The sequence below is a fragment of the Hoeflea sp. genome, from assembly GCF_984452065.1.
On record NZ_CFHWAF010000007.1, the window covers coordinates 29,786 to 47,146 of the forward strand.

The window sequence follows — 17,361 nt, forward strand, 5'->3', positions numbered from 1 at the left end:
ATACGCCTTCTTTCGGGCAACGGCCGCTGAGGGCCCTTGAAAATTCAAGCCGTCTTACTCTCATGCTAGGAATGAAACATGAAGCTTACAAGCGGCACTCCATAAACCATGGTCCAATATGGTGGCTTGCCGCCCGTTTCCCTGGCGGCGCAGGCACCGGTGATCAATATTACAAAAGCTGGTGGTCAATTGAATTCAGGGCCTTATTGTGCACTTGTTCCTAACTATAGGCGGCGCGAAGGGCAAAGGTGAGACGGTTTTCCGGCAACGACGGTTCATGAACAAAGAGCAAGCAATACTGTCAATCGTGGTCGTGGGATATTCGCGACTGATGCGCATCGATGCATCACGCACGCGCAATGCCATCGACGCAATCAACAGTGAGTTGATTCATGGGAAATTGCCGGTGTTTTCGGGGCGGGAACTGCGGGAACTGGAAGGCCGCGCCCTCCTCGGATTTCCCGACGCCTGGCATGCGGTGGCATTCGGCGTTGGCATACAACAGGCGCTGAAAGCCCGAAACAGGGACCAACGGGAAGACCGGCGAATCCAGCTCCGCATGGGTATAGACGTGGTTTCCGGGGACGGCGGTCCACAGGCGGTTGCGGCAACCGAAAAGACTGCCAACGGGTTGACGGAACTCGCCGAACCGGGGGGCATCTGTATTTCCGGCGCGGCAAAGGAACTGGCGGCCTACGAAATCGAACTCCCCGCCGAGCAGATCGGCAATGCCGCGCTCGACAGCGTTCCCCGATCCGTTGCCGTGTTCGACATCAAATACGACGACAAGACGCGGGTGCTTTCCCGGCAAAAACAGCCGGTGACCAGGAAAGCAGGACGCAGGACGGCTCTCGCCATCGCATGCACCGTTGCCGCATTACTCATCGTGGCCGCCACCGGTTTGTTTTATTTCGGAGCGGACCGCAGCGGCCAAACGGTCAACGCATCCGACGTTCCGGAGTTCAACCGGCCATCCATAGCGGTGCTGCCGTTTGAGAACGTCACACTCGGCAACGAAGGCGCGATGTTCGCGCACGGCATCACGGTTTCTATCATTTCGGCGCTCTCCGAAGTTCCGCAGATAGCGGTGATCTCGGCAAACTCCGCCTTTGCGCTGGCCCAGGAATTTGAAGGACCGAGCGCGGCGGGAGAAGAACTCGGGGTAAGATACGTTCTGTCCGGGACGGTGCAGACACAGGACAATCGCGTGCGCGTCATCGCCGAGCTTTCAGATCTGGATTCGGGCGAGTCGCTTTGGAGCGAGCGCTTCGAACGCGATCAGGAGGATCTTTTCGCCGTTCAGGACGAAATCAGCCTGAGGGTGCTCGTGTCGCTGCAGGTCACACTGACCAACGACATGGAAGCCGCCAACAAGGGCAACAGCACCACGCATGTGGGCGCCTATCTCGGACTGATGAAGGCTGAAAAAGCCTTCCGCAACTACACGAAGGATTCGATGATCGAAACACGGCGGCTGCTGAGCCAGGTGCGCGAGATCGATCCGGACTATTATCAGGCGCTCCTGCTCGAAGCCAGGACCCACACATTCGACGCCCAATGGGGATACAGCGAAAACGCTCTCGATTCCCTCCAGGCAGCAACCGATCTGCTGAAGGAGGCGTCGCAGCTCGACGGCAGCATGAGCGCGAATGAAAGCGCGGAAATCCAGATCGCCCAGGCCTATATCGATCAGATCGCCGGGCGCTATGACAGCGCGCTGTCGCTCGCCCACGAGGCGACAAATGCCAGTCCCAACAATTCGCACCTGCTTGCAACGGCGGGCTGGATATCGTCCTTCGACCGTGAGCTCGAACGCGCGATCAGCCTGCTCAGGAGCGCGGTGTCGCTCAATCCGGTTTATCCAAGCTGGTATGCAAGCTTCATCGCGCGCAGCTATGCCTTCAAGGGCATGCACGATGCGGCGATAAGATGGGCGCAACAGGGCGTTTCACGGTCCGAGAACAGCCAGCGCCGCGGCTGGACCCTCCTCAATCTCGCTTTTGTCTATGTCGAGGCCGGAAAGACCGACAAGGCGAAGGAGGCCGGTTCCGAAGCGCTGGCGGCGTGGCCGGGCGTGACGATGGAGACCCTGAAACGCGCGCAGCCCTTCCGCTATGATGAGGACTGGGACCGGTTTGCCTCAGCGATGAAAACCGCCGGCGTCCTCGATTAGGAGCGCAGCCGGGCAAGCACCAGATGTCCGGGGACCGGCGCTCCCTCCTCCAGCCTGACCGTTATGTCGCGCATGGCTATGGTCTCGAAACCCGAGGCATCAAGCGCTTCTCCTATATACGGCGCCTGGTGGGCAAAGCGCCGGTTCGGGCCGACGGTGTAGTCCGCATCGCCGAAAGCCGCCGCCGGCAGGGTTTCCGTGGAAAACCCGAAAAAACCTCCCGGCACGATCCGTTCGGCGGCCGCGGTCATGATCGGTCCGGTGTCTCCGAGATAGGGAAAGACGTCGGTCGCCACGATCATGTCCCAGCAGGCGCGGCCGGCCTCCTCGGCTTCGAAATCCTGCAGGAAGGCAACCGCCTCGCCGATATAGAGATCGTCATAGACCTCTCTGTCATAGGCAATTTCGACAATACGCTCCGAAAGATCGACGCCGGTCAGATGCGACGCACAATCGCGCAGCGCCAGACCGGCCAGACCGGTTCCGCAGCCGAGGTCGAGCACGCGTCCGGCCTGCCCTATCCCTTCGTCGCGCAAAAGCTGACGCATCTGCATCGGCACGCCGTAGCGCAGTTGCTCGACAAGTATGTCGTCAAAATCGTCGGCATGCTGATCGAACAGGGTTGCGACATAGGCGTCGGGCATCTTTTCCGGCGCGGCCTCAAGCCCGAGCGCGGCCAGCCGGATCGACACGCCGCCATGGTCGTCCGGATCGATTTCAAGTGCCCGCCGGTAGGCTTTTGCCGCACCGGCCGCATCTCCGGCCTTCTCCAGTGCAAGGCCACGATTATAGGCGTCGGCAAGCGCCTCTTCGTCGACTTCGCTCACGCCGGGACCTCTCGCGCGTTGCGGATGCGGCTACGGGTCTTCATCGGGCCAGGTGTCGCTCAGGCGATATCCGCGCGGCCACGGATCATCGGGATCGAGCATGTGCTGGTGTGTTCCGGTGATCCAGGCCCGGCCCGTGATCTCGGGAACAATGGCGTCCTTTTCGCCGACCCTGGCCGTTTCGACAATGCGGCCCGTGAATGCGGAGCCGATGATCGAGCGTGCCAACAGCGCATCACCCGGCTTCATCCGGCCGCGCGCGTGTTCAACCGCCATGCGCGCCGAGACCGCCGTCCCCGTCGGCGACCGGTCGATCTTGCCGGGCCGGACGGCGACGGCGGATCCGGCGCCGAAGCCGTCTGCGTTCCGTTCGAGAGCACCGGCAAAAAGGCAAAAGGAGATGTGTTTCCATTGCGGCAGCGCCGGATGACGGAAACCGAGCTGCCGGTTCGCGGCCCGGGTTATGTGCATGCCCGTTTGCGCCAGATCGCGTGCTTCGGCCTCGACAAGCTCGAAACCCAGTTGCGCGGCATCGACGATCACGAAGCTGTCGCCGCCGAATGCCGTGTCAACGCTCAGCGTGCCAAGACCGTCGACCTCGAGCGGCATGTCAAGCCGGTCGGCAAAGGACGGGAGGTTTTGAACGGCAACAGACTCCACCTTGCCGTCGCGGCAGCGGGCCTTGACCCGGACGAGCCCGCCCGGCGCCTCCAGCGTCAGTTCGCTGACCGGTTCGTTCATCGGCAGGATGCCGGTCTCGAGAAGCACGGTCGACACGCAGATCGAATTCGAACCGGACATGGGCGGCGTGTCCTGCGGCTCCATGATGATGAAACCCATTTGCGCATTCGGGTTTTTCGGCGGGACAAGAAGATTGACATGCCGGAACACGCCGCCGCGCGGCTCGTTCAACACGAAGTCGCGAAGGCTTCCGTCCGCGGCAATGAAGTCGCGTTGCGCCCACAGCGTCTCGCCCGGCGGCGGCGCGACACCGCCAACGATCACGTCGCCCACCTCGCCTTCCGCGTGACAGCTTACGACATGGATCGTCCGGGGTGCCTGCATGAGAATGTCCAATCAGATAACGACAAAACCGTGCGCATAGGGATCGCGGTCGTCAATGAAGATCGTGTTGAATCCGGTCACACGCGCCCACCCACCGATGGACGGGATTATCGCTTCATATTCAGCAACTTCCGAAGCCTTCTCCACACGGCCCTTGAAGATTGAACCGATGATGCTCTCGTGCACATATTCGTCGCCCGGCGACAGGTTTCCCCGGGCGCTCTCAAGCGCCATGCGGGCCGATGTTCCGGTACCGCAGGGCGAGCGGTCAAGCGCCTTGTCGCCATAGAAAACCGCATTGCGGGCATGCGCTTCGCCGACGGTCGGCCGCCCTGTCCACATGATGTGGGACAGGCCGGATATCTCAGGCTTCTGCGGATGAACGAACTCGTATTTCTCGTTCAGTGCCGAGCGCAATAACGGGCTCCAGCCGACCAGGTCGCTCGCCCGGTGATCGGCCATATCCGAGAAGGCCGCCTGGGGTTCCACGATGGCATAGAAATTGCCGCCATAGGCGACATCCACAAAGACATCTCCGAGCCCGGCCACCTGTGCCGACAGGCCGGTCTTGTAGAGGAATGACGGCACGTTTGTCAGCCGGACCTCCTCAACAAAGCGGCCTTCCTGCCTGTACTCGGCGATGACCGGACCGGCCGGCGTGTCGAGGCGCAAGGTGCCGGGCGTGCGGGGCGATACCAGCCCGTTTTCGATCGCGGTCGTCACCGTGCCGATGGTCCCGTGTCCGCACATGGGCAGGCAGCCGGAGGTCTCGATGAAGAGAATACCGACATCGCAATCGTCCCGCGTCGGCGGATAAAGGATGGAGCCGGACATCTGATCATGGCCGCGCGGCTCGAACATCAGTCCGGTCCGGATCCAGTCATATTCGGCCAGGAAATGGGCACGCCGCTCGAGCATGGTCTCACCCTCAAGCCGCGGCGCGCCGCCGCTGACCACCCGCACGGGATTGCCGCAGGCGTGACCGTCAATGCACTGAAAAGTGTGGTTTGCCATCTGCTCGTCGTCCAACTCTCCGGTTTGCACCTTATTTCCGCGCGGCCCGCCGCGATATTATTACCACTGCGCACCAATTCCGCATCGGCGCCCTCCCCTGTTTGCTATTTGTCGGAGCCTCTGGCAATCAGATAAAGACACACATCGCGGACGGAACTGCCGGACTTCGTGCGGGCCGAGGCCACCTGATCAGCGGCGGGCGCGTTTGAAGAACGCTTCGATCTCATCGGCGAAATCGACCGAGGTCAGGGGCTGATTGAGATTGGCGCGGGCCTTTTCGGCAATATCGGCGGGCAGAATATCGCCTCTCGCCTGCAGCAGGTCGGCCAGGAACGCGGCGTTGAACTCCGGATGCGGCTGAACCGTCAGCGCCTTGTCGCCATAAACGAGTATCGCATTTGCGCAAAACGGCGAGGAGCCGACGACCTCAGCATCCGCCGGCGCTTCCACCACCTGGTCCTGATGAAAGGCGATGATGCTTTGCGGACCAAAGCGCTCACTGTCATAAAGCTCCGGCCCGACGGACCAGCCGCCGGAGAATTTCTCCACGCGGCCGCCGAGCGCCTGTGCGAGGATCTGATGCCCGAAGCAGATGCCGACAATCGGCACGCCATCGCCGTAGGCGCGCCGCAGGAACGCCTCCAGCGGCGGTATCCACGCATGGTCTTCATAGACGCCGAACCGTGAGCCGGTGATCAGCCAGCCATCGGCTTCATGCGGCGAAGCCGGCAATACGCCGTCGAGGACCGGATAGGTCACGAATTCGAAGCCGCGTCCGCCCAGATAGCGCTTGAAGAGCGCGTCGTAGTCGCCGCTCTTTTCGCGCAGTTCCTCGGGCGAGCGGCCGGTTTGCAAAATTCCTATCTTCACGGCATTTCCTCTTCAGCGCTGCCCCCTCAGATACGGTCCCGCAGCGAATACCACACCATGGCAAGCGCCAGCAGCGGAGAGCGCAGCGCGACACCGCCCGGAAAGCGCGACGTCGGCACATGTGCCATCACATCGAACCGTTCGGCCTGTCCGGCAATCATTTCGGCGGCGATCTGGCCGGACAAAGTCGCCAAAGCCACGCCCTGTCCGGAAAAACCGGAAAAGCTGAACATATTGCCGGCAAGGCGTTCATAGTGGGGCAGCCGGTTCATGGTGATGCCCAGCGTCCCGCCCCAGGCATAGTCAATCCGCACGGACCGAAGCTGCGGGAAGATCTCAAGCATCGGCTTGCGCACCGCCCCGGCGATGTCGCGCGGGAACCGGTAGCCATAGCTTTCGGTGCCGCCGAACAAGAGCCTGTGATCGTCGGAAAAGCGGAAATAGTTGATGACAAATTTGCTGTCGGCGACCGCATAATTGTTCCTGACCAGTTGCTCCTGCCGTTCGGGGCCGAGCGGCTCGGTCGCAACGATGTAGTTGTTGAGCGGCATGACACGCTCGGCGACCTCCTTCTGGAGACCGCCGATATATCCGTTGCAGCCAAGCACCACAAACCGCGCGGTCACCGTGGCCTCGTCCGTTCTGACGAGCGCCTTTGCGCCCGGAACGAGGCCGACGACCCTGGACTGCTCAAAAATCCGCACACCGGCCGCAAGGGCCATGCGCGCCAGACCGAGAACCAGTTCCAGCGGATCGATATGGCCGGAACCCATATCGAGCGTACCGCCATGGTAAGCTGACGAGTTCACGGTTTGGCGCATCTCGTCCCGGTCCAGGAAGCGGACGGCCTCATAGCCGTATTCGTCGTTCAATTTGCGGACATAGTCCCTGCTTTCGGGCACAAAGCGCCGGCGATGGTCGGCATGAACGACGCCCTCATGGAATTCGGCGCGCACCTCATCGCTCTCGGCAAGCGTCCGCACAAGGTCCACAGCCTCGTTGCCGATGGTCCACAGCGCGCGGGCCTGTTCCCGCCCCACCAGATCCTCCAGCACGTCCTGATCCACGCGCTGGCCCCGGCTGACCTGACCGCCATTGCGGCCGGATGCGCCGAAACCGATGCGCTGTGCATCGAGCAGGATCACATTGTAACCGCGCCGGGCCAGATGCAGCGCCGCCGATACGCCCATATAGCCCGCGCCGACGACGCAGACATCGCACTCAAGATCGCCCTGCGCGAAAGGTTGCTTCGGCAGCAGGTCCGTCGACGCCGCGTAATAGGAATTCGGGTACTCACCCGGATTGTCGTTGGCCGTCAGCAGGTCCATTGAGCACTCCAGCCCGTATAGCCGCATTGGGTACAGCGCCCGCGACTCGCCCGGCGCCTCGTGCTGGTTTACGGTAAATTGCCTGTGACGATAAGGAAAAACGGCCCGGTTCGCACGACTTTCCGGGCGCGCGGCACGCGCGGTCAGACACATGATATGGTTGCCGCTTTCGATGGCAGCGCCATTTGGTCTCGGGCTGTTGTCGATTGTTTGAAGGATTGGTGTGCGTTGCGGAAGGACCTGCTGGAATTTACCGATCGCGGGATTTACTGCCCGAAGGCCGACGTCTTCATCGATCCGTGGAAGCCGGTCGACCGGGCGCTGATCACGCACGGTCATGCGGACCATGCGCGGCCCGGTCATGGGCGTTATCTGTGCACCGCAGCCGCCGCACCGGTGATACGGCTTCGGCTGGGCGAGATCCGCCTGGACACCGTTGCGTTCGGCGAGACACGGACCATCAACGGGGTCGACATCTCATTCCATCCGGCCGGTCACATTCCCGGCTCGGCGCAGATCAGGCTGGAATATCGCGGTGACGTCTGGGTCGTTTCGGGCGATTACAAGGTGCAGCCGGACAGTCTGTCGGAAACGTTCGAGCCGGTCGCCTGCAACGCCTTCATCAGCGAATGCACCTTCGGCCTCCCGGTCTTTAACTGGCAGCCCCAGTCGGAAGTGATGTCGGACATCAACGGCTGGTGGCGCGACAATGCCGATGCCGGACGGACGAGTGTGCTGGGCGCCTATTCGCTGGGCAAGGCGCAGCGGGTGCTCGCGGGTGTTGATGAGAGCATCGGCCCGATCTTCACCCACGGCGCGGTTGAAAACACCAATGCGGTTCTTAAGGCACAGGGTCTGAACCTGCCGCGCACCGTCCAGGTGACGGATGAGCAGAACAAGGAGGATTTCGCCGGCTCCCTCGTCATCGCGCCTCCCGGCGCGCTCGGCTCCAACTGGATGCGCCGGTTCCCGCGGGTTTCAACGGCGTTCGCCTCCGGCTGGATGGCCATGCGCGGCGTGCGCCGCCGGCGGGCTGTCGACCGCGGGTTCGTCCTGTCGGATCACTGCGACTGGGCCGAACTCAACGACGCCATCGCCGCGACGGGCGCGGAGCGCATCTATGTCACCCACGGCTATACGGACATATTCCGCCGCTGGCTGGAGGAACGCGGTTATGACGCGCGCATCGTCGAAACCGAATATCGCGGCGAGGATCTCGAAGAAGCCTCGAGCGGCGCGGAGGCATCGCCATGAAGGATTTCGCCGATCTGTTCACCGCCCTCGACCGGACGACAAAGACAACCGTGAAGGTGGCGGCGCTGGCGGACTTCTTTTCTTCCGCCAGGGCGGACGACAAACTTTGGACCATCGCGCTTTTGTCCCACCGGCGGCCGCGGCGCACGGTCAATACGACCCTGTTGCGCGAATGGGCGGCTGAGACAGCCGGCATTCCGCTCTGGCTGTTTGAAGAGGCTTATCCGGTGGTCGGAGACCTCGCGGAAACCATCGCCCTCGTCCTGCCGGAACACGGCGATGCGGACGATGTGGCCTTGAGCGAATGGATCAATCTGATTGTCGGGCTGCGCGATGTCGAGGAGGAGGCCAGGAAAGCGGCGGTGATCGACGCCTGGACACGGCTCGACCGCGTCGAGTGTTTCCTGTTCAACAAGCTGATCACCGGCGGGTTCCGTGTCGGCGTCTCGCAGAAACTGATGTCACGGGCATTGTCGAAAGCGACCGGCATCGACGAAGCGGTGATCGCACACCGGCTGATGGGCGACTGGACGCCGCAGACAACGACATTCGACGAACTCATCCTGTCGGGCGACAGCAGCGACAGCCATTCGCGGCCCTACCCGTTCTGCCTCGCCTACGCCCTTGATGACGGGGTCGAGAGCCTCGGCGAAACCGCCGATTGGATGGCGGAACGCAAATGGGACGGCATCCGCGGCCAGATCATCGTGCGCAACGGCGAGGTGTTCGTGTGGTCGCGCGGCGAAGAGCTGGTGACCGACCGGTTCCCGGAGTTTCACGACCTCGCCGGCTGCCTGCCCGACGGCACCGTCATCGATGGCGAGATCCTGCCCTGGCGCGACGGCCGGCCGCTTGATTTCCAGTCCCTGCAGACCCGCATCGGGCGCAAGACGGTCGGCAAGAAACTGCTCAAGGATGCCCCGGTCATTCTCATGGCCTACGACCTGATGGAGGATGTCGGTGTCGATATCCGCGAGGTCGCGTTTGAAAAACGCAGGGCCCGCCTCAAGGAACTGATCGTTGACGCGGATACGCCCGCCCTGCGGCTGTCGCCCCTGCTGGCGTTCGAAGACTGGCGGACCCTTGCGGTCGAGCGCGAGGTCTCGCGCGCCCATGCCAGCGAAGGTCTGATGCTCAAACGCCGCGGCAGCGTCTACCACACGGGCCGCAAGAAGGGCGACTGGTTCAAGTGGAAGATCGATCCGATGACGGTGGATGCGGTGATGATCTACGCCCAGCGCGGGCATGGCAGACGCGCCAATCTCTACACGGATTTCACCTTCGCGGCCTGGAAGAACGGCGAGCTGGTTCCCTTTACCAAGGCCTATTCAGGCCTGACCGACGCGGAATTCAACGAAATCACCAACTGGGTCCGCCGCAACACCCTCGAACGTTTCGGGCCGGTGCGGCGGGTTAATCCGGTGCATGTGTTCGAGATTGCGTTCGAGGGCATTCAAAAAAGCAAACGTCACAAGTCCGGCATCGCGCTGCGGTTTCCTCGCATGCGGCGCTGGCGCAAGGACAAGCCGGCGGACGAGGCCGGTACCATCGAGGAACTCCACGCGTTGCTGAACTCGTCGGACGTTTAAAGCCCATCACAAGCTCCGCACAGCGGTCGCCGAGCATCATGGCCGGAGCGTTGGTGTTTCTGGCATCGATGGTTTTTTGATGGACTGGAATGACGCGATCGAAGCAATTTGCTTCCAAGTTTCCGATTTTGTGATTAACTGGGTTCCGGGATAAACGAACAACCTAAACGCCGAGAGGGTTTCAGTTGCTGGATAAGGCCATTGCCTCCGTCAAACATCTCAGGGTCGAGTTCACCACAAGGGACGGACCCGTCGTTGGCGTTCAGGATGTGTCCTTTGAGGTGTGGCCGGGTGAAACCGTCTGCATCGTCGGCGAGTCGGGATCCGGAAAATCGGTTTCCTCGCTCTCGCTGATGCGGCTTGTCGAGTTCGGTGGAGGCGACATAACAAACGGCAAGCTTCTCTTTTCCCGCCGGAACGGCGAGGAAACGGATCTCGCCGCGTCCAGCCAGAACCTCATGCGGGACATTCGGGGCGACGAGATCGGGATGATCTTCCAGGAGCCCATGACGGCGCTCAATCCGGTCTTCACGATTGAACGGCAACTCACCGAAGGACTGCTGGTACACAGGAACATGAGCCGGTCGCAGGCCCGCGAGCGGGCTCTCGAGCTGCTGCGCGAGGTGCGTATTCCGGAACCGGAGCGGCGTTTGAAGCAGTATCCGCACGAGCTCTCCGGCGGCATGCGTCAGCGGGTCATGATCGCCATGGCCATGGCATGCAGACCGCGCCTTCTGATTGCCGATGAGCCAACGACAGCTCTGGATGTGACAATCCAGGCTGAAATACTGGCGCTGATCGACCGCCTCAAGCGCGAGACCGGAACGGCCGTGGTTTTCATCACCCATGACATGGCCGTCGTCGCCCAGATGGCCGACCGCGTGGTCGTCATGTATCGCGGCAACAAGGTCGAAGAGGGCAGCGTGGAGGCCATCTTCGACAACCCCCAGCACGACTACACCAAAGCGCTGCTGGCAGCCGTGCCGAAGCTCGGGGAGATGCACGGCAAGGACCTTCCCGAACCGATGAAACTGCTCGGTTCGCAGCAGCAGAGCGCGACCCCCATCGCCGGAACCGACAAGGTGCTTCTTCGCGTCAACGGACTGACCACGCGCTTTGCGGTCTATGGCGGGATATTTCGCCGGCACGTTGCCAATGTACACGCGGTCGAAGACGTCTCTTTCAGCCTGAATTCCGGCCAGACATTGAGCCTGGTCGGCGAATCGGGCTGCGGAAAATCCACCTGCGGTCGCTCGATATTGCGGCTTATCGAGCCGATGGCCGGTGAAATCCGGCTGGACGATACGGATATCATGACACTCTCCGCGTCCGACCTGCGCAGGAAGCGGGCGGACATGCAGATGGTTTTTCAGGATCCGTTCGCCTCACTGGATCCGCAAATGACGCTGTCAGACCAGGTGGCCGAGCCGCTGTGGAATTTCAGAAGTCTGGACAGGCAAGAGCTTCACAGGCAGGTCACCGAGCTTTTTGACCGCGTGCGGCTGCCGCGCAGTTTTTTCAACCGCTACCCGCACGAACTGTCCGGCGGCCAGCGTCAGCGGGTTGCCATCGCACGGGCGCTGGCGCTGCATCCGAAGCTCATCGTTGCCGATGAAGCGGTTTCGGCTCTCGATGTTTCTGTGCAGGCGGAAATCCTCAATCTGATGATGGAGTTGCAGGTCGAGCTCGGCCTTTCCTTTCTGTTCATCTCCCATGATATGGCCGTTGTCGAGCGCGTCAGCCATCAGGTTGCGGTCATGTATCTGGGCCGGATCGTGGAGCTGGGACCGCGCCGTTCCATATTCGAGGATGCACAACATCCCTATACGAAGCTGCTGCTGTCAGCCGTGCCGGTCGCCGATCCGAAACAGCGCAAATCGGATGCCGAACTGAATTTCAAGCCGATCCCCTCCCCCATCTTTCCGCTCGAATACAAGCCGGAGCCAAGCCAATACCGGGAGGTCCGGCCGGGACATTTCGTGCTGACCGGTGACTGGGGCGGTTTCAAGCATACCGACAACCAGCTGCAGGAAATCGCGTAAGACGACCCGATGCTCTAAAGGCAAAATGCTTTAGAGTGCCCGTTCTTCGACTGATTTCGGCACGGCATTGACCATGACGCGTTCGCCGGTGCCGGTGTTGAAAATATGCGCGTTGGGCCAATCGATCCGCAGGCTGACCCGGTCGCCCTCGCGAAAGAACTTTTGTCCGATTGCACGCACCACCCAGGGTTCGTCCGCATCGCCGAAGTTGCAGTAGACGAGGGTTTCATTGCCCAATTGCTCGGCGAGCGTGACGGTCGTTGAGAAATCGCCCTGGCCGGTTTCGACCAGATGCAGATGCTCCGGCCGGACGCCAACCGTCGTCGGCCGGCCGACACAGGCCGCATCGTCAGCCGGCAGTTCGATTATTTCTCCGCAGGCCTCCATACGCACATTCGCGCCATCCCGTTGCGGTATGCCGGCCACGAAGTTCATACGCGGCGAACCGATAAAACCCGCGACGAAGAGATTTCCCGGCCGGTTGTAGAGCTCCAGCGGCGAACCGACTTGCGCAATGCGGCCGGAATCGAACACCACGATGCGATCGGCCATGGTCATCGCCTCGACCTGGTCATGGGTAACGTAGATCATGGTCCGGCCAAGACGCGCATGCAGCCGGCCGAGTTCGACGCGCATATGCACGCGCAACTCCGCATCGAGGTTGGACAGCGGCTCGTCGAAAAGAAACAGGCCCGGATTGCGGACAATCGCCCTGCCGATGGCCACACGCTGGCTTTGTCCGCCTGAAAGCTGACCGGGCCTGCGGCCAAGCAGGTCGGAAATCTTCAGCGTCCGGGCTGCTTCGCTGACCCGGCGTTCGATCTCGTCCTTCGGCGTTGCCGCTTGCTGCAGGCCAAAAGCCATGTTTTGCCTGACCGACATGTTGGGATAAAGCGCATAGTTCTGGAACACCATCGCCACGCCGCGCTTGACCGGCGTTGCGTCGTTCATCCGTTCGCCGTTGATTGTCAAATCGCCTTCGGTGATCGTCTCAAGGCCGGCAATCATCCGCAACATGGTTGACTTGCCGCACCCGGATGGTCCGACAAATACCAGGAACTCGCCCTCGTGAACGTCGAGGTCGACGCCGTGGATGACTTCGAGCTGACCGAAGCGCTTCTTGATGTTTCGCAATTGCAGAACGCTCACGACGACACACCCATTTTCTGCATCTGGCTGCGGTATCCCGACGGGGTCACACCTAGATAGCGCTTGAAGACACGCGAGAAATGCTGGGAACTGCTGAAGCCGTTCTCAAGCGCAATGTCGGTGATCGACGCCGTCTCGTCGGTCAGCAACCGGCAGGATTCCTTGATGCGCAACCGCTGCGCATAGTCGCTTGGCGGCATGCCGACAACGCCGCGGAACCGGTTGTAGAGGTGGCCGCGGCTGCAGCCGAGCTGTCCGGCGAGCTTGCCGATCGAGACGCCATTGCCGCCCGTCTCGTGCATGGCTTCCAGCACCTGATCGACAATCTGCGAATTGTCCACCACCGGCTGCTTGTAGCGGTGGGCCTTCCATGTCTCGATCAGCACCAGATGCAGATGCGCGCGCACCTCGGCGATCACCATGGCATTGCCGGTGTACAACTGCCTGTCTTTCAGAAGGCAGGTCAGTTCACGGATGCTTTCGAGACATTTGTCGGTGATCTTTCTTGTCAGGCCGCGCCGGCCCAGATCCTCCTGGAAGAGCTGGCTGCTTTCCTGCGTCAGCAAAGCGGGCTGCGCGACGCGCTCCGCGCCCGCCAAAACGATCCAGAACGCGCTGCTGGGCGGATAGATTCCGTTGGTGATGCGGTGCTGCGTATGACGCGTGAAAAGCGCGCTTTGACCGCCATAGAGCGGGACCAGCAGACCGGTGTCCAGTTCCCAGCAGGCTTCGCCCCCAAGCATGAAAACGATCTCGGCGCCGTCGTGCTGCGCCCAACCGTCATTTGTGGCGACAGCGGTCGGAAAATGCGCGTAACCGAAGCGGAACACCTCCGGCACGCCGATGTCGAGACCGGCGACCGACGCTGTCAATTCGATGGCTTGCGAACCCAACATTTTCTTGTCCTCCTAATCGGCGGGCTATCGCTTGATGCCGGTGCTGGCGATGCTCTCGACAATAAAGCGCTGCGCCACCAGGAACACAATGACGAGCGGCAGCACCGTCATCGTCACGGCGGCCATCAGGACCGATACCGAGGCACGGCCGAAGCTTCCCTCCAGAGCAAGAATGCCGACCGGTAGCGTCATCACATCGAATGAGCGAACGAAAACCAGCGGCAAGAGGAAGTTGTTCCAACTCGTCGTGAAGACGATGATGGCAAGGGCGGCGATCGGCGGTCCCATCTGCGGCAGGGATATGCGCCAGAAGATCGTCCAGTAGCTCGCTCCATCGACAAAGGCGCTCTCTTCGTATTCGCGCGGCTGGCTATGCATGAACTCGCGCATCATGAAGACCGCGAGCGGGTTGGCGAGACCCGGCAGGATCAGCGACCATCGCGTATTGATCAGATCCAGGGCGGCCATGCCGAAAAACAGCGGGATCAGTATCAGCGCCGGCGGCACCATCAGGCCGATGAGCATGGCGGCAAACAGCGCACGGTTGCCGGGGAAGCGCAACCGGGAAAACGCAAAGGCCGCCATCGCGCTGGTGACGATGACGCCGATCGTGGTGGCAGCGGCGATGAAAAAACTGTTCCAGTACATCCGCAGGAACGGGATCGGGCCTTCGATGATCTCGCGATAGCTCTGCAGCTTGAATTCGGTCGGCAGGAACCGCGGCGGCAACTGGAATGCCGCACCCGGTTGCACGCTGGTGGTGAACATCCACAGAAACGGAAGCAGCATGAAGACCGCTCCGATCAGCAGCACGATCATCAACACCGTGTTGCGCCAATGAATGATCTGAAGCGCCGAAAGGAGGCGTCGGGAAAGACCCGCATCCTGTGACAGGACACCCGACGTCATCCGTCCCTCCCGCCACGGCCGAACAGGCGCCTGGCCACCAGTTGCAGCGCGACCACCACGGTGATGACGACAAGCAGGGTCAGGGCCGCCGCGGCCCCGGTGCCGAGATCGCCGGCGCCGAATGCCTCCGACACCATGTACATGACCACCGAGCGTGTTGCGTCGCCGGGACCGCCATCGGTCAGGATGCGAATGGAGTCAAACACCTGCAGCCCGCCGATTGTCGCGTAGACCACGCAAAACAGGATCACCGGGGCGATGAACGGAATCTTGATCCGGGTCATGACCGCAAAGGGACGGGCGCCGTCAATGCTGGCCGCCTCAAGCAGACTGCGCGGCACGCCCTGCAGCGCGGCGAGGAAGATGATGACGAAGAAGCCGACATTCTTCCACACATCGATGATGATCACCGAGAACATCGCCACATCGCTGTCGGTCAGCCAGCCGATCCGCGGAATGCCGAACTGCCCCAGATAATAGTTGATGACGCCGAGGTCGGTGCCGAACATGAACCGCCATATGAATGACACCACGGCCAGTGAAACGAGCACCGGCAGGAAATAGGCGAGCCGCAACACATAGAGGATGGGCGTCGGCATGGCGCGGTCCAGCGCGATCGCGAGCAATAGGCCCAGACCGACATTGCCGATGACCGACATGGAGATGAAGAAAAAGGTGTTGCGGAAGGTCTTCCAGAAGCGCGGATCGGTATAGATCCATTCAAAATTGGCCAATCCGACAAATGTGAACTCAAGGTCCAGCCGGTCGACCTCGTAAAAGGACAAGGCCAGCGCCGCGACCAGCGGGATCGCCAGCAACAGAAGATAGAGCGCATAGGCGGGCAGCAGGAAAAGATAGCCCGCCCTTGCTTCACGTCCGGCCAGCGTCGCCAATGGTCATGCCTCCATTCCATGCGCGTCCGCCCCGACCGTCATTGCGGCCGGGGCGGACCCGCTCGAATCAGCGGTAAGCACGGTCCATGGACCGCTGCAATTCGCGATCCATGCCCGAAATGGTCGCTTCGATATCCTGGTCATTGGCCATGTAGGCGCTCAAATGGCGTCCGACGATCTCCTGCACCTGGGCAAAATTGGGTGGTGACGGCACCGGGATCGCCGTGGCGGCTGTCTCGTAGAAAATCTCCGAATTGTCGGGGAAGGCCGTCCACTCCGCACTGGTTGCAAATGCGCGGGCCGACGGGATGGAAACATTGGAATCGGCCAGTTCCTGCTGGTATTCGTCACCCGTCATTTCCTTGATGAACTCCCACGCCAGCTCCTTGTTATCCGATTGCCCGGTTATGGCCAATCCACCGATACCGAACACCGTTGCCTGGCGTGCTTTCCGGGGCATGTGCTGCACCCCGATATTGTCCAACCCCGCCTCGATGAATCCCTTCACCGGCCAGTGACCGGCGCCGACCATGGCAACCTGCCGTGCGGCGAATTTGTCCGTGTTGTGCCCGCTCTCATAAGCCGGAGCGACACCGTGCTCGTGAATGAGCGAGTGCAGAAACGCAACCGATTCGCGAAACTGAGGCGTATCCACTGTGGGTTGGCGCCAGTCTTCATCAAGAATGGACGCGTCGTTGGTCAGGAACCAGGGCTGCTGGCTGAAATTCGCCCCCGATACGGCAAAACCGAATTGCGTGGTGTTGCCGTTTTCGTCGCTCAGCGTCAGTGCCTTCGCCGTTTCCAGGAAGTCATCCCAGGTCCAGTCCGCCTCGGGATAGGATACGCCAGCAGCATCGAACATGTCCTTGTTGTAGTACATGACGATGTTATTCCACTCGGTCGGAAAGAAATTCAGGTCGCCCGTCGGCCGGGTGCGCATTCCGTCGAGCAGGTTGCTGTCGATCCCCGCGAGAACCTCACCGGCTTGCGGATCGCTGGCGGCGATTTCCTCGAGATCGATGACGAGATCACGCGCGGCGAGTTGCGCAAATCCCTCGATGGCGATGGCGATGATATCCGGCGTGTCGCCACCGGCCACCTGATTGAAGATGGCATTGATGTAGTCGCCCCAGGCGCCACCGGTTACCGGCACGAACTGCGTTTCGATGGTCACATTGGGGTACTTTTCCGCAAAGCGTTCGATCGCCTTGTCGGTGCTGGCGATGATCTGGTCGTTCACCCATTGGACGACCTTGAGATTGGCCTCGATATCGCTCGGCGGCTGGGCCGCGGCGGCGCTGGCGAGCAACCATGCGGTCGCTGCGATAACCATTGATTTGATTCTCATTGAT

14 protein-coding genes are annotated in these 17,361 nt (G+C 61.4%); 4 read left to right on the forward strand and 10 right to left on the reverse strand.

Annotated elements, in window-relative coordinates; translation table 11 throughout:
- The first annotated feature begins 277 nt into the window (after nt 1–277).
- A complete protein-coding gene (locus AC5E6N_RS02745) occupies nt 278–2,173 on the forward strand; it encodes a hypothetical protein (protein WP_491746374.1) in 1,896 nt (631 codons plus the stop codon).
- Here AC5E6N_RS02745 and AC5E6N_RS02750 read toward each other — a convergent pair.
- From AC5E6N_RS02750 to AC5E6N_RS02770, 5 genes are all read right to left on the reverse strand, one after another.
- The gene (locus tag AC5E6N_RS02750) at nt 2,170–3,000 is read right to left on the reverse strand and encodes a class I SAM-dependent DNA methyltransferase (protein WP_491746375.1); all 831 of its coding nucleotides are present in this window, start codon (nt 2,998–3,000) and stop codon (nt 2,170–2,172) included. The two genes, AC5E6N_RS02745 and AC5E6N_RS02750, sit on opposite strands and share 4 nt — an antisense overlap.
- Nucleotides 3,001–3,030: 30 nt before the next feature.
- Nucleotides 3,031–4,065: a trans-3-hydroxy-L-proline dehydratase gene (locus AC5E6N_RS02755; RefSeq protein ID WP_491746376.1), complete on the reverse strand. Its 1,035-nt coding sequence runs from the start codon at nt 4,063–4,065 to the stop codon at nt 3,031–3,033.
- A gap of 12 nt (nt 4,066–4,077) precedes the next feature.
- Entirely contained in the window at nt 4,078–5,079 is a 1,002-nt protein-coding gene (locus AC5E6N_RS02760) for a 4-hydroxyproline epimerase (protein ID WP_491746377.1), read from the reverse strand.
- 189 nt (nt 5,080–5,268) lie between these two features.
- A complete protein-coding gene (locus AC5E6N_RS02765) occupies nt 5,269–5,949 on the reverse strand; it encodes a type 1 glutamine amidotransferase (RefSeq protein ID WP_491746378.1) in 681 nt (226 codons plus the stop codon).
- A 26-nt stretch (nt 5,950–5,975) separates the two neighbouring features.
- A complete protein-coding gene (locus AC5E6N_RS02770; protein ID WP_491746379.1) occupies nt 5,976–7,277 on the reverse strand; it encodes an NAD(P)/FAD-dependent oxidoreductase in 1,302 nt (433 codons plus the stop codon).
- Nucleotides 7,278–7,505: 228 nt separating this feature from the next.
- Between AC5E6N_RS02770 and AC5E6N_RS02775 the strand changes: the two genes are divergently transcribed.
- The 3 genes from AC5E6N_RS02775 to AC5E6N_RS02785 all read left to right on the forward strand — a co-directional run bounded on the left by AC5E6N_RS02775 (nt 7,506) and on the right by AC5E6N_RS02785 (nt 12,162).
- Nucleotides 7,506–8,531 carry a ligase-associated DNA damage response exonuclease gene (locus AC5E6N_RS02775; RefSeq protein ID WP_491746380.1) on the forward strand — a complete coding sequence of 342 codons (1,026 nt, stop codon included), beginning with the start codon at nt 7,506–7,508 and terminating at the stop codon, nt 8,529–8,531.
- Complete coding sequence (locus AC5E6N_RS02780) at nt 8,528–10,120, forward strand: ATP-dependent DNA ligase (RefSeq protein WP_491746381.1); 1,593 nt, start codon at nt 8,528–8,530, stop codon at nt 10,118–10,120. The genes AC5E6N_RS02775 and AC5E6N_RS02780 overlap by 4 nt, the downstream gene beginning before the upstream one ends.
- Before the next feature lie 185 nt (nt 10,121–10,305).
- Complete coding sequence (locus tag AC5E6N_RS02785; protein ID WP_491746382.1) at nt 10,306–12,162, forward strand: ABC transporter ATP-binding protein; 1,857 nt, start codon at nt 10,306–10,308, stop codon at nt 12,160–12,162.
- Nucleotides 12,163–12,192: 30 nt separating this feature from the next.
- Here the strand turns inward: AC5E6N_RS02785 and AC5E6N_RS02790 are convergent, their stop codons facing one another.
- The 5 genes from AC5E6N_RS02790 to AC5E6N_RS02810 all read right to left on the reverse strand — a co-directional run bounded on the left by AC5E6N_RS02790 (nt 12,193) and on the right by AC5E6N_RS02810 (nt 17,357).
- Entirely contained in the window at nt 12,193–13,311 is a 1,119-nt protein-coding gene (locus AC5E6N_RS02790) for an ABC transporter ATP-binding protein (protein ID WP_491746383.1), read from the reverse strand.
- Entirely contained in the window at nt 13,308–14,207 is a 900-nt protein-coding gene (locus AC5E6N_RS02795) for an AraC family transcriptional regulator (RefSeq protein ID WP_491746384.1), read from the reverse strand. Before AC5E6N_RS02795 ends, AC5E6N_RS02790 begins: the two co-directional genes overlap by 4 nt.
- Before the next feature lie 24 nt (nt 14,208–14,231).
- The gene (locus tag AC5E6N_RS02800; protein ID WP_491746385.1) at nt 14,232–15,116 is read right to left on the reverse strand and encodes a carbohydrate ABC transporter permease; all 885 of its coding nucleotides are present in this window, start codon (nt 15,114–15,116) and stop codon (nt 14,232–14,234) included.
- Nucleotides 15,113–16,009, reverse strand: coding sequence for a carbohydrate ABC transporter permease (locus AC5E6N_RS02805; RefSeq protein WP_491746386.1), 897 nt, complete (start codon nt 16,007–16,009; stop codon nt 15,113–15,115). The genes AC5E6N_RS02800 and AC5E6N_RS02805 overlap by 4 nt, the downstream gene beginning before the upstream one ends.
- A gap of 67 nt (nt 16,010–16,076) precedes the next feature.
- Nucleotides 16,077–17,357 carry an ABC transporter substrate-binding protein gene (locus AC5E6N_RS02810; protein ID WP_491746387.1) on the reverse strand — a complete coding sequence of 427 codons (1,281 nt, stop codon included), beginning with the start codon at nt 17,355–17,357 and terminating at the stop codon, nt 16,077–16,079.
- Nucleotides 17,358–17,361 lie beyond the last annotated feature (4 nt).